At 65.6% G+C, this 12,874-nt stretch carries 10 protein-coding genes; 3 read left to right on the forward strand and 7 right to left on the reverse strand.

Translation table 11 applies throughout. The annotated features are described in order from the left end of the window. A partial coding sequence (gene purL / locus CKO40_RS17430; protein ID WP_200347727.1) for a phosphoribosylformylglycinamidine synthase occupies positions 1–1,993 on the reverse strand: 1,993 nt, incomplete at its 3' end. A 135-nt stretch (positions 1,994–2,128) separates the two neighbouring features. Here purL and CKO40_RS17435 point away from each other — a divergent pair. The 3 genes from CKO40_RS17435 to tsaA all read left to right on the forward strand — a co-directional run bounded on the left by CKO40_RS17435 (position 2,129) and on the right by tsaA (position 3,407). Then, positions 2,129–2,359, forward strand: coding sequence for a type II toxin-antitoxin system HicB family antitoxin (locus tag CKO40_RS17435; protein WP_200347728.1), 231 nt, complete (start codon positions 2,129–2,131; stop codon positions 2,357–2,359). Then, the gene (locus tag CKO40_RS17440; protein ID WP_200347729.1) at positions 2,359–2,586 is read left to right on the forward strand and encodes a type II toxin-antitoxin system HicA family toxin; all 228 of its coding nucleotides are present in this window, start codon (positions 2,359–2,361) and stop codon (positions 2,584–2,586) included. Before CKO40_RS17435 ends, CKO40_RS17440 begins: the two co-directional genes overlap by 1 nt. Positions 2,587–2,690: 104 nt before the next feature. Then, a complete protein-coding gene (gene tsaA, locus CKO40_RS17445) occupies positions 2,691–3,407 on the forward strand; it encodes a tRNA (N6-threonylcarbamoyladenosine(37)-N6)-methyltransferase TrmO (RefSeq protein WP_200347730.1) in 717 nt (238 codons plus the stop codon). 265 nt (positions 3,408–3,672) lie between these two features. Here the strand turns inward: tsaA and CKO40_RS17450 are convergent, their stop codons facing one another. The 6 genes from CKO40_RS17450 to carB all read right to left on the reverse strand — a co-directional run bounded on the left by CKO40_RS17450 (position 3,673) and on the right by carB (position 12,625). Further along, a complete protein-coding gene (locus tag CKO40_RS17450) occupies positions 3,673–4,128 on the reverse strand; it encodes a hypothetical protein (RefSeq protein ID WP_200347731.1) in 456 nt (151 codons plus the stop codon). A gap of 154 nt (positions 4,129–4,282) precedes the next feature. Then, complete coding sequence (locus CKO40_RS17455; protein ID WP_200347732.1) at positions 4,283–5,047, reverse strand: NRDE family protein; 765 nt, start codon at positions 5,045–5,047, stop codon at positions 4,283–4,285. A 25-nt stretch (positions 5,048–5,072) separates the two neighbouring features. Further along, a complete protein-coding gene (locus CKO40_RS17460; protein WP_200347733.1) occupies positions 5,073–7,478 on the reverse strand; it encodes a sucrose synthase in 2,406 nt (801 codons plus the stop codon). 11 nt (positions 7,479–7,489) lie between these two features. Next, positions 7,490–8,395 (reverse strand): carbohydrate kinase family protein, encoded by a 906-nt coding sequence (locus CKO40_RS17465; RefSeq protein ID WP_200347734.1) that lies wholly within the window; start codon positions 8,393–8,395, stop codon positions 7,490–7,492. A 268-nt stretch (positions 8,396–8,663) separates the two neighbouring features. Then, entirely contained in the window at positions 8,664–9,140 is a 477-nt protein-coding gene (gene greA, locus CKO40_RS17470) for a transcription elongation factor GreA (RefSeq protein WP_200347735.1), read from the reverse strand. A gap of 278 nt (positions 9,141–9,418) precedes the next feature. Further along, a complete protein-coding gene (gene carB / locus CKO40_RS17475) occupies positions 9,419–12,625 on the reverse strand; it encodes a carbamoyl-phosphate synthase large subunit (protein WP_200347736.1) in 3,207 nt (1,068 codons plus the stop codon). Positions 12,626–12,874: the final 249 nt, after the last annotated feature.

Consider the following 12,874-nt stretch of genomic DNA (forward strand, 5'->3'; position numbering starts at 1 on the left):
CGGTCGCGAGCCGGTCCCCGACCGGCGCCACCGAGACCACATCGCGCAGCATCTGCGGCGGCTTGCCGAGCAGCAGGGACAGCGGCATATCGATCGGGACCGTGCCGAATTGGGCGTCCTCGAGCACCAGCCGTTCGTCATCGGTCGCCGTGCCGACGAGCGCATAGGGGCAGCGCTCGCGTGCGCAGATCGCCTCGAACTCGGCCTGGCGCTGCGGATCGAGCGCCAGCACATAGCGCTCCTGCGCCTCGTTGCACCAGATCGCCATCGGCGACATGCCCGGATCGGCGTTCGGCACCCGCCGCAGCTCGAAGCGTCCGCCGCGCCCGCCGTCGTGCACCAGCTCCGGCAGCGCATTGGATAGCCCGCCGGCGCCGACATCGTGGATGAACAGGATCGGGCTCTCGCCGCCGCGCGCGTTGCAGCGGTCGATGACCTCCTGACAGCGGCGCTGCATCTCCGGGTTGGCACGCTGCACCGACGCAAAATCCAGGTCCTCGGCGCTGGCGCCGCTGGTCATGCTCGAGGCCGCGCCGCCGCCGAGGCCGATCAGCATCGCCGGACCGCCGAGCACGACCAACGGCGCCCCGGCCGGGAAGCCGCCCTTCTCGACGTGCTCGGCACGCACCGCGCCGGCGCCGCCGGCGAGCATGATCGGCTTGTGGTAGCCGCGCAGCTCGACGCCACCGCCGGCGCGCGGGACCGGCTGCTCGAAGGTGCGGAAGTAGCCGGCGAGACAGGGCCGGCCGAACTCGTTGTTGAACGCGGCGGCACCGATCGGCCCGTCGCGCATGATCTCGAGCGCCGAGCAGATCCGCGCCGGCTTGCCCCAGTCGCGCTCCCAGGGCAGCTCGGCGCCCGGGAGGCGCAGGTTCGAGACCGAGAAGCCGCACAGGCCGGCCTTGGGCTTGGCGCCGCGTCCGGTCGCGCCCTCGTCGCGGATCTCGCCGCCGGAGCCGGTCGCCGCGCCCGGGTCGGGCGCGATCGCGGTCGGATGGTTGTGGGTCTCGACCTTGAACAGGATATGCAGCGGCTCGTCGCTCGCGCGATAGACCTGATCCTCGGCCGAGACCGCGAAGCGCTGCGCCGGCCAGCCCTCGATCACCGCAGCGTTGTCGCGATAGGCCGAGAGCACGCCCGCGGGCGCCGCGGCGGTGCTGCGGCGGATCATCGCGAACAGCGACTCGGATTGGCGCTCACCGTCGATGATCCAGTCGGCGTTGAAGATCTTGTGCCGGCAGTGCTCGGAGTTGGCCTGAGCGAACATCATCAGCTCAACATCGCTCGGATCGCGCTTGAGCGAACCGAAGCTCTCGGCGAGATAGGCGATCTCGTCGGGCGAGAGCGCGAGGCCGAGCGCGCGATTGGCCTGCTCGAGTGCCACCTGGCCGTCGCGCAATAACGGGATGACCCGCATCGGCTGCGGCTCGGCCTGATCGAACAGCCGCTCGGCGGCGGCCGGATCGCGCAGCACCACCTCGGTCATGCGGTCATGCAGCAGGGCTGCTGCAAGCTTGAGCCACCCGGTGTCGAGCCGACTCTCATCGAGCCCATGGTCACCGAGCTCACCGTCATCGAGTACGGCGGCGTCGACCCCCGCCATGTCGCGCGCAGCGCCTGTCTCCGGGCGCAGGCTGAACAGCGTGCCGCGCTCGAGCCGGCGCACGGCGTCCAAGCCACAATGCTGGGCGATATCGGTCGCCTTCGACGACCAGGGCGAGATCGTGCCGGGGCGCGGAATGACCAGCAGCGTCGCGCCGGCGGTGGTCACCGCGGCAGACGAGCCAGCCGCCTCCGGGGGCGTCGCCGGCCCATAGCGCAGCAGCCGCTCCAGCACCGCTTCCTCGTCGGCATCGAGCGCGCGCGCAAGGTCCACGAAATGGACGAAGGTGGCCGACAGCCGACAGGGCGGCACGCCAGCCGCGCGCAGGCGCGCCTCGAGTTTGGACAGACGGAAATCGGACAGGGCGGGCGCGCCGCGCAGCATGCGCATCGATCAGACTCCAGGCAAGGATCGCAGTGAGCAAGCCTCGATGATACGCGACCTCCCGGTCAGCTTCCGCCAGCGCGACGCCGTGCCATAATCGAGCCGCGCCAGTGAACGACCCCTGCGGATTCGGAGCCGAGATTGGAACAGATCGCACAGCTGCACATCGAAAAACTCCCTGAGGGCGTCTACCTGGCGACCTCCGACGACATCCCCGGCTTGGTTGCTCAGGGGCGAACGCTCACCGAGACCTTGGAGATCGCACGTGATGTCGCAAGAGGACTCTTGGAAGCCCAGGGCGAGCGCTCGAACACCCTCAAGCTCACCCCTATAGGAGAATCCTTGGATATCCCTCTGGTTGTCGGTGGCTGATGGGGAGACTCTCGGGTTTTCGCTATCGGGACATCGTTCGGCGATTGAAACGCCTCGGTTTCCAGTTCGACCGGCAAGCAGCCGGAAGCCATGAGATCTGGTTCAACTCCGAAACACAACGCTATACGACGATCCCCAATCATCCTGGCGACATGCCGGAAGGCACGCTCCGAGCGATCCTGAAACAGGCCGATGTCTCCCAGGAAGACTTTCTCCGCCCGCGTTGATCATTCGGCGACTGGGGATCGTCCGAGGCCGAAACCGCTGGCTTTCCGGAGAGGCACCAGCGCTTGCGATCTCCGATGCCAGGCTCGCCCAGGATGCCTGTCTCATGCCCCTTAAGTTCGATCCCATCGGCCTCTGCCGCTCGCCCTACACCGACAAGTTCGGCATCCCGCGCCAACCGCGCTTGATCACCGCCGCCGAGGCGCGCATCGAGCTGCTGCCGCCCTATGCCCGCGAAGAGGCCTTCGACGGACTCGAAGGCTTCTCGCACGTCTGGCTGGTCTTCGTGTTCCACGACGACTGCCTCGACGCGGGCTGGAAGCCCCAGGTGCGCCCGCCGCGGCTCGGCGGCCGGGACAAGGTCGGCGTCTTCGCGAGCCGCTCGCCGTATCGGCCCAATCCGATCGGGATCTCGGCGGTGGCGCAGCAGGGCCTCGAGCGCAATGGGAAACACCTGTATCTGCGCGTGGCGGGGGCTGATCTGCTCGACGGCACGCCGATCCTTGATATCAAGCCCTATGTGCCCTATGCCGATGCGATCGCCGACGCCGCCGGCGGCTTCGCTCAGAAACCGCCCGGCTCCCGCTTCGAGGTGCGATTCAGCGAGCAGGCGCGGCACGGGATTGCCGAGCATGACCCCGACGGCCGGCGGCGCCTCGCCGAGCTGATCGAGCAGGTGATCGCCCAGGACCCGCGCCCGGGCTATATGGACCGTTACCCGGAACGCCGCCAGTTCTCGCTTAAGCTCTATGCGCTGAATATCGACTGGGAGATCGACGGCACATTCGCGACCGTGACGGCGATCCGAGCGCAAGCGCTATGATGCTCGATTGCCCCAACAGGCCCGAAGTACAACGTTCTTAGGCGATTGCCGGAAAAGCTCGTACCGAATTGCGCAGGATGTTCGTTTGCCTTCGAGGAGCGTCGCCGGGAGCATAGCCGGGCTATGTGACCGGCGGCGCGACGAAGAAGGCGAGCGAAAAGACCAGCAAGGCGGTATGAGCTTTGACAGAAATCGCCTTAACGCTTGCGCCCGATGTCACAGGGTGCGCGCGATCGCGACGGAGTCCGGTGGCCGCCCCGCCACGCTACTGCGATGCGCCTTCCTCCTCGCACTGGAAGCGGCGAAAGCGGGCGCTGCCATCGGGATCGGTCTCGGTGAGCGTCATCACCAGGTTGTCAAGGTTGATCTTGAAGCGGCCCTCCTGGGCCTCGATCTGCTTGCCGCTGATCCAGATCGCCTCCTCAACGGCGAGATAAGGCCGGCCCGCCTCAATGCTAGCGTAATCGAAATGGAAGTCCTCACCGGGTGCGGTCTTGGTGACAGTCAGCATCACCGGCTCGGCCTCCTGCGGTGGCTGCTCGCCGTAGCTGACCTCACCCGGCTCGCCGAAGCTCACCGCGCGCATCGGCTGCTCACGACAGATCAGCTCGAGGCGGCTGGGTGCCTGTTCTTCGGCGGCGGCTGCCAGACCGGTTGTTCCGAGGCAGACGATAAAGGATACGGCAAGCCAGCCGTTCCGGCGGTGGTCTCTGCGCGTCATGGGATCTCCGTAGCATTGTTGAGTTGATTCACAGCCCGGACCTTTCGCTTGCCATTCGCCCGAGCGCGCTCGGGTGCCCTTAGACGCCCTATCAAAATGCCGGCCTAGCCTGCACACGCTGCTGAATGCTAGGCCGTAGCAGGTGTCTCGAAAGTCAGGTCTCGATCTCGACGAACGGCACCTCATCCGGCGCGCCCTCGGCATGCCACCAGCGCGCTCGGCGCTCGAATCCCGGATAGGCAGGCATTGCGATGAGGCTTGAAGAGACGGTCGCAAGGACCGCTCCATCGAGGTCCAACCGCAGGTTCATCGCCGCTGAGGCGTCACCACCGCCATCGCGCGATTGGAGCAGCGCGATCCACTCTGCGAATGCAGCCAGCTGCGCATCGTCGGCGAATGTCGGCGCCACCGCGTTGCGAAACTGCGGTAGGAAGCGCCCGACCCGAGGATGTGCCAGATCATCGAGCTCGGTCGAAGCGATCATATGCAGCCCATCGGCGATCGGATGGACCCGTATCTCACCATCGCCCCCGTGACGCAGCCAATAGGCTCGACGCGGATCGGCGATGATCAGATTGAATGGGGCATAGGCATCCGGGTGCAGATCGGCCAGCGCTCCCGCTGTCTCCTGGGCCTCGGCGTGATCCAGGGCCTCGAGCACCAGCTCGCCCCGGCTGCGACGCTCCGGATGGGGGCCGAGACTGTCCGGCCGATCCAGCACAGCGGCCACTAGCCCGTGGTCATTGATTCCGAGCCAAGAGCCGTGACCGCCCTCGTCCAGCCCGGCCACGACCTCGGGCCATTCGGGCCAGTGTCGGCCCGGCGGTCTTGCAGGCCGCGAGACCCGCTCGTCTCGATTCGCGGCAACCAGCAGCGGCCAGTCGTTCCCGGGCCGTCGAAGCAGGATCAGGCTCGACATCGCATTCGCACCCGGCGGCTGATGATCATCCCGGCACCGCCCTCGCGAGCGGCCGATACTGAAGACCGTAGAACATCCCCAGATAGCGCATCGTCTCCTTACGCTCGAGATTGGTCACGAACTTCCAAAACCCATAGACCCGTGACAGGGTCATCATCCGCTCTGCATAGCGGCGCCAGGTGTAGCGTTCCTCGACCCGCGCCAGGGCACCGTCGGAGAGCGCATCCCAGTGCCTTGGATCATCATCGCATTGACGAAAGAACTCGGCGATCAGCGCGGTTGCGGCTTCCCCGTGATTGGGGTCGATATGAAACCCCGAGATCCCGTCCTCGATGATCTCGAGCGGCCCACCATAGCGGGTCGCAAAGACCGGGAGGCCGCAGCTCATCGCCTCGATCACCGTCAAGCCGAAGGCCTCGAACAGCGCCGGCTGGACGAAGACTCCACGCCGATCGGCGATGGTCCGATAGAGCTCGCCCGCCAGCGGCTTCTCCAGGTGGATGCCGAGCCACCGCACCTGCCCATCGAGTTGATGCGCATCGAACAGCGTATGCACACGGTGGATCTGCTCACGCTCTTCATCGTCTCCAGAGCGCTGCGGATCGACATGGCCAGCGACCACCAGCAGGTTCACCTGCTCGCGCAGCTCCGGGCTTCGGCCATACCATTCGATCAGCCCACTGATATTCTTGATCCGATCGAGCCGCGCCATCGTGAACAGCAACGGGCGTTCACGCTCGGCCAGCACCCCGCGAGACTCGCCGGCGCGAGGACCACCGTAGATCAGCTGGTCGATCTCCGGCTGCAGGTGACCGAGTCTGCGCTCAGGCTCGGTATAGGGGAAATAGATCTCTTCGTCCGCCCCAGGCGAGACGATGTTGAACTTCGGGTCATAGACATCGAGGCCGGAGACGACGCGGTAGAGACCCGGCATCGTGAAGTGGGTATAGCTCTCGTACTGACCGACGCTGTCGTCTGTGCCGGCGATCTCCTGATAGGTGCTGGTGATCACGAAGTCGGCGGTGTTCATCGCGATCAGGTCGGCGGTGAATTGCGCCGAGAAGTGATAATGCTCCTCGTTATCACGCCAGTACAGGTCCGAGAACAGGTACTTGGTCTTCTCCAGCGCATGGGCGATGTTGCACTGGCTGACGTCGAGGCGCTGTGAGAGCAACGAGGCGACCAGATTGCCATCGGAATAGTTGCCGATGATCAGGTCCGGCCGCCCGCCAAGCTCGGCCAGCAGCTCGCGCTCGGCGTCGAGGGCAAAGCGCTCGAGATAGGGCCAGATGCGAAACCGCGAGACCCAATGCGGCAGGACCTCTCCAGCCTCGTTGCGGAACGGCACGCGCAGGATCACCGCATTGCGGGTACCGGCGATGGGCTCCAGGCGCTCATTACACATGGTGCCCTCGGCCTCGGGGATCAGCCGGGTCAGCACCACGACGCGCGGCTCGATATCGATCCCCTGCTCGGCCAGGCGTCGGTGCATCTCGCGCTCCACCGCCCGGACCTGGTCGAGGATGTAGACCACCTGACCGCCGGTGTCCGGGCGTCCAAGCACATTGGACTGACCGAACCAGCCATGGGGTGAGACTATCGCGATCGCGAAGATCATCGGCACCCGGCTCAGGAAGGCCTCCAGCGACCGCGGCGAGGGCGCCTCGAGGATATCCAGCAGCAGGCCCATGGTCTCGCGAATCCGTGCGGCATCGTTGCCCCAGCCAGCCTCGAAGCCGAAGCTGCGCAGCTCGTTCGCAAGCTCGCTGTAAGGGGTGTGACTCGCTCGCCGCCGCAGCGGGATCATCGCCTGGCGCAACCCGTTGCGCAGCTCGGCGACGCTGCCGATCGCCTCATTCAGCATCAGCTGATGACCGCGGTAGCTGTGCATGCTCAGGAAGCCGAGCAGGCGCTGATCGCCTTTACCGAGCTCGTCGAACAGCCGGCTCGAGAGGCGCCGGTTCAGGAACTCGACGCCGCGCCCGATCGAGCCCTCCTCGCTGAGCTTCTGCTGCTCGCGGTAGAACGGCTGCAGATCGATCTCGAGGCCGAAGGGGTCATCATAGCCCCCGGTTGCCAGGTGCTCCTTGAAGCGCAAGAACTCGGAGACGCTGACCTCGTTTAGGTCCATCGTCTCCAGATGGATACGCAGATAGTCCCACTTCGCGACACGCCGCCGCAGCGCTAGGTACACCCAGGACGCGTCGATCGCAGCCTCCTGGGCCTGATACAAGGCTCGCCCGAGCGCGGTATCAGCGATCTCCTGGTCATCCCGAGAGAGCTCGTCGACGGCGTCATGGAGGTCGCTCTTGAGCAGGAACGGCCGCTGCAGTCCGATCAGGTGGTGCATCACCCGATGTGCGGTGCTCCGATGCTCGGCAAGGAAGGCCGCCAGGGCCGGGATGCGCGCGTTAGGCACCTCGGTTTGCATCGATGTGCGCCTCACGCCGCCCCATCGAGGCCCCAAGCCTCGAAGAACGGTTGATAGAAACCGTCGTCACGGACGGTTGCGCCGCGCTGACCGACGATGGCCGACGCAAACGCCTGGGCGCGTTCCAGGGCCTCTCGGATCGGCCAGCGCTTCATCAGCCCGAGGATCAGCACCGACGCAAACCCATCGCCGGCCCCGACCGCATCGACCACCTCGATGCTTCCGGCCGGTTGGACGCGCTCCAGCGTCCCGTCGGCACTCAGCGCAAATGCCCCGCGCGCGCCGAGGGTGACGAACAGGGTCTCGAGCTCATATCGCTCGCGCAACCGCTGAGCCTGACTCTCGATGTCGTCACCATCCGGTGTCAGCAACGCCAGCTCGTCCGCATTCAATTTGACCCAGGTCGCCCCCTCCAGCAGCGCGCTGAGCTGGTCCTTCTGCCACCAGGGATCACGCAGATTCACATCCATGAACACAGCCGGGTCCAGGCGCCCGCGTAATGCCCGCAACGCATCGGCCGAGACACCGTTGCGGAGCGCCAGACTGCCGTGGTAGAGCAGCGCCTGTTCCGGCAACGGTGGCAGCGCGGCCGCATCGATGTGATCGTAGGCCCGATCGGCGACGATCTCGTAGCTCGGCTCGCCGCCTGACAACGACACCTTCACGGTACCGGTCGGATGTTCCGGGTCCCGTTGCAGACCGAGCATCGAGAGCCCACGCTCGCGCATCGCCGCATCGATCCGCTCACCAAGCTCGTCCTCGCCAATCCGGCTCAAGAATACTGGCTCCAATCCGAACGCGGCCAAATGCCATGCGACGTTGAACGGCGCCCCGCCGAGCACCTCGGCGCCATCGGGAAAGCAGTCGAAGAGGGCCTCACCGAAGACGAGGGGGGGCTGTTGGTGGTCGAACGGCATGGGGTTAGGCTCCGCGGACACGAGCAGGCATCAAAGCGCGCCATGCTAAGGGGGCGCGGGTAATGGCCGCAAGCGGACCTTTTCAGCGCTCTGCCCACGCCAGCACCCAGACCCGCCCGACGCACGAGCCGGTCGCGGATGCGGCGACTCCCTCCGCGTTCTCCTCATCCACCCCGGATCGTGACCGGAGCGCCGCTCTCCACCAACATCAGACAGGCCAATCGATGCAGGTTCGTTCAGCGCAGCCTGGCGCGATCCAAGAACCGCGTTATTCGTAACGCACTTCTAGGATCTCGAACTCTCGCCGTCCGCCGGGAGCATCGACCAATGCCGTATCGCCTTCGCTCTTACCGATCAGGCCGCGCGCGATCGGCGAGCTCACCGAGACCTTGCCCTGCTTGATATCAGCCTCGTCGTCACCGACGATCACAAAGGTATGTTCCTCGTCCTTATCGATCTCGAGCACATCGACGGTCGCACCGAACACCACCCGGCCCCCGGCATTGAGCTTGGTGACATCGATGATCTCGGCATTGGAGAGCTTGCTCTCGATCTCTTTGATGCGGCCCTCGACGAAGCCCTGCTGCTCGCGCGCCGCGTGATACTCAGCGTTCTCCTTCAGGTCGCCATGAGCGCGGGCCTCGGCGATCGCCTCGATGATGCGTGGGCGCTCAACGCGCTTGAGCCGCTCCAGCTCTTCGCGCAGCTGATCTGCGCCTCTTGCGGTAAGCGGGACTCTATTCATGCGGAAATCCTCATGCTGTTGGACGTGCTTGTCGCGACGCCCACTCGATACTTCAATCGGCATGCAATGCCGAACCGCCCCGTCTACACCCTGGAGAGGTCGGGATGGCACTCGCGCTAGAACATCGGCTCGAGAATCACTGGAGCCGCCCACGGAACGGACCAGCCCCGCTGGCTGCACTCGATGGCCTCGGAACACCAGCGGAATAGCGAAATGATGCGGGGGTACCCCGTCAAACGGGGCGGAACGACAGGCTGAGACTACCTGCGAGCGGGCACTCAGTAAAGAGCCTGTAACCGCGTAATCTCGAGCAGATCGCCTTCTTCCAGCGCCAGGCAAGTCGCCTCGGCGCCGGCGATCGTGGTCGTGTAGCTGACCTTGTGCTGGAGCGCCGCACGCCGGATCGCTGCCGAGTCGGCAATCGCCTCGGCGCCCTCGGTGGTGTTGACGATGAAGCGGACCTCACCGTTCTTGATCATGTCGACGATGTGCGGCCGTCCTTCCTTGACCTTGTTGACGCCGATGCAATCCATCCCGGCCTCCTGCACGGCCCGCGCGGTGCCATGGGTCCCATAGAGGGTGAAACCGAGTCCCCGCAACTTACGGGCTACCTCGATCATACGCGTCTTGTCGGCATCTCGAATGCTCAGCAGCGCCTTGCCCGGCCGCGGCAGCGCCATACCGGCGCCTTCCACCGCCTTGCCGAAGGCCTCGGCGAAGGTCCGTCCGATCCCCATCACCTCGCCGGTCGACTTCATCTCCGGACCCAGGAGGGTGTCGACGCCCGGGAACTTGACGAAGGGGAATACCGCCTCCTTGACGCAGTAGCGGCTCGGAGCGACACCGCCCAGGACACCCTGATCGGCCAGCGAGCGGCCCGCCATACAGCGCGCGCCGACCTTGGCCAAGGGCACACCGACTGCCTTGGAAACGAACGGCACCGTGCGCGAGGCACGCGGATTGACCTCGAGCACGAAGATCTCATCACCCTTGATCGCAAACTGGGCGTTCATCAGGCCACGCACACCCAGCGCGAGTCCGAGCTGGGTCATCTGCTGTCGCATCCGGTCCTGCAGTGCCGCGCTCAGCGTATAGGGCGGCAGCGAGCAGGCCGAATCCCCCGAATGGACCCCGGCCTGCTCGATATGCTCCATGATGCCGCCAATCAGCACGCTCTCGCCGTCGCAGACCGCATCGACATCGACCTCGATCGCATCCTCGAGGAACCGGTCCAGCAGCACCGGCGCTGTATGCGAGACGCTGACCGCACTGCGGATGTAGCGGCGCAGATCGGTCTCGTCATAGACCAATTCCATTGCCCGACCGCCGAGCACGTATGAAGGCCGCACCACCAGCGGATAACCGATCTCGGCCGCACGCTCGACCGCCTCGCTCTCGCTGCGGGCCGTCGCATTCGGCGGCTGTTTCAGGTCGAGCTGGTTGATCAGGCGTTGAAAGCGCTCGCGATCCTCGGCGTGATCGATGCTGTCGGGCGAGGTGCCGATGATCGGCACGCCGGCCGCCTCGAGATCGCGCGCAAGCTTGAGCGGCGTCTGGCCCCCATACTGGACGATCACGCCATAGGGACGCTCGGTCTCGGCGATCGCGAGCACATCCTCGACCGTCAGCGGCTCGAAGTAGAGCCGGTCCGAGGTGTCGTAGTCGGTCGAGACCGTCTCCGGGTTGCAGTTGACCATGATGGTCTCGAAGCCGTCGTCACGCAGCGACAGCGCCGCATGCACGCAGCAATAGTCGAACTCGATCCCCTGGCCGATCCGGTTCGGCCCCCCGCCGAGGACCATGATCTTCTTCGCATCGGTCGGTACCGCCTCGCACTCCTCCTCATAGGTCGAGTACATATAGGCGGTGCTGGTCGCGAACTCGGCTGCACAGGTATCGACCCGTTTGAACACCGGTCGCACACCAAGACCGCGGCGACGCTCGCGGATCGCTTCTTCGCTCTGCCCGGTCAAGGTCGCAAGACGCCGATCCGAGAACCCGCGGCGCTTGAGCCAGCGCAGCCGATCGGCATCGAGCGCATCGAGCCCCTGCACCTTGACCTCGTGCTCGATCGCGACCAGCGCATCGATCTGGGCGAGGAACCAGGGGTCGATCCCGGTCAGCTCTTGAGCCTCATCGACCGTCACGCCAGCGCGCAGCGCGTCAGCCAGATAGAAGATGCGCTCAGCGCCGGGCTGGCGCAGCTCGGTGCGCAGGCGGCTCATCGCCTGCGGCTCGGACAGGTTCAGGATCTCGTTCAGCCCGTCCTTATCGGTCTCGAGCCCGCGCAGCGCCTTCTGCAGCGACTCCTGGAAGGTCCGGCCGATCGCCATCACCTCACCGACCGACTTCATCTGCGTGGTCAGATGGGCATCGGCGAGCGGGAACTTCTCGAACGCGAACCGCGGGATCTTGGTGACGACGTAGTCGATGCTCGGCTCAAATGAGGCCGGCGTCGCACCACCGGTGATCTCGTTGCGCAGCTCGTCGAGGGTGTAGCCGACCGCAAGCTTCGCGGCGACCTTCGCGATCGGGAAACCAGTCGCCTTCGACGCCAGTGCCGATGAGCGGGAGACGCGCGGGTTCATCTCGATGATGATCATCCGCCCATCGTTGGGATGGATCGCAAACTGGACATTGGAGCCGCCGGTGTCGACGCCGATCTCGCGCAGCACCGCGAGCGAGGCGTCGCGCATGCGCTGGTATTCCTTGTCGGTCAGGGTCTGCGCCGGGGCGACGGTGATCGAGTCCCCCGTATGCACGCCCATCGGGTCGAGGTTCTCGATCGAGCAGATGATGATGCAGTTGTCATCATGGTCGCGCACCACCTCCATCTCGAATTCCTTCCAGCCAAGCGCCGACTCCTCGATCAGCAGCTCGTTGACCGGCGAGAGATCAAGCCCGCGCTGGCAGATCTCCTCGAACTCCTCGTTGTTGTAGGCGACGCCGCCGCCGCTGCCGCCCATCGTGAACGAGGGCCGGATGATGGTCGGGAAGCCGATCTGCGCCTGAACCTGGAACGCCTCTTCGAGGCTGTGCGCCATCGCCGAGCGCGGCATGTCGAGTCCGATGCGCCGCATCGCCTGACGGAACAGATCACGGTCCTCGGCCTTATCGATCGCCTCGCGCGATGCGCCGATGAGCTCGACGCCGTATTGCTCGAGCACCCCCTCACTGACTAGGTCGAGCGCGCAGTTGAGCGCGGTCTGCCCGCCCATGGTCGGCAGCAGCGCGTCCGGGCGCTCGTGCGCGATGATGCGCTCGACCACGCGCCAGTTGATCGGCTCGATATAGGTTGCGTCGGCCATCTCCGGGTCGGTCATGATGGTCGCCGGGTTCGAATTCACCAGGATCACCCGGAACCCTTCCTCGCGCAGCGCCTTGCAGGCCTGGGCGCCCGAGTAGTCGAACTCACAGGCCTGCCCGATCACGATCGGTCCGGCGCCGATGATCAAGATGCTATCGATATCTGTGCGCTTGGGCATGGCCTAGAAGCGTTTCCGCGGTTCTGAGTCGGTTGTCGCGTCCAGAAGACGCGTGATTAGGTGTTGTGCGGTCGGCCTGATCTGACCCCGGCCTAGGGGACGGGGTGAGGGCCGGCCAACGCGATAACGGCCTTCGGCAGGACCCTCCAGCGACCGCGGCGCGGGGCTGCCCCCACCCGCCGGCTCGTGCGGCCCTCGCCACTGCGCCACCGCCAAGATTGAAGGATGGGCTCGGCTCCGCCTGCTAGC

Origin of the sequence: Halochromatium glycolicum (genome assembly GCF_016584085.1) — a bacterium.
GTDB classification, from domain to species: Bacteria; Pseudomonadota; Gammaproteobacteria; order Chromatiales; family Chromatiaceae; genus Lamprobacter; species Lamprobacter glycolicus.

Excerpts from the sequence above, each read along its gene's own strand:
- CKO40_RS17440 (WP_200347729.1), top strand. The coding sequence starts at position 2,359 with ATGGGGAGACTCTCGGGTTTTCGCTATCGGGACATCGTTCGGCGATTG.
- tsaA (WP_200347730.1), top strand. The coding sequence starts at position 2,691 with ATGCCCCTTAAGTTCGATCCCATCGGCCTCTGCCGCTCGCCCTACACC.
- CKO40_RS17450 (WP_200347731.1), bottom strand. The coding sequence starts at position 4,128 with ATGACGCGCAGAGACCACCGCCGGAACGGCTGGCTTGCCGTATCCTTT.
- CKO40_RS17455 (WP_200347732.1), bottom strand. The coding sequence starts at position 5,047 with ATGTCGAGCCTGATCCTGCTTCGACGGCCCGGGAACGACTGGCCGCTG.
- CKO40_RS17460 (WP_200347733.1), bottom strand. The coding sequence starts at position 7,478 with ATGCAAACCGAGGTGCCTAACGCGCGCATCCCGGCCCTGGCGGCCTTC.
- CKO40_RS17465 (WP_200347734.1), bottom strand. The coding sequence starts at position 8,395 with ATGCCGTTCGACCACCAACAGCCCCCCCTCGTCTTCGGTGAGGCCCTC.
- greA (WP_200347735.1), bottom strand. The coding sequence starts at position 9,140 with ATGAATAGAGTCCCGCTTACCGCAAGAGGCGCAGATCAGCTGCGCGAA.
- carB (WP_200347736.1), bottom strand. The coding sequence starts at position 12,625 with ATGCCCAAGCGCACAGATATCGATAGCATCTTGATCATCGGCGCCGGA.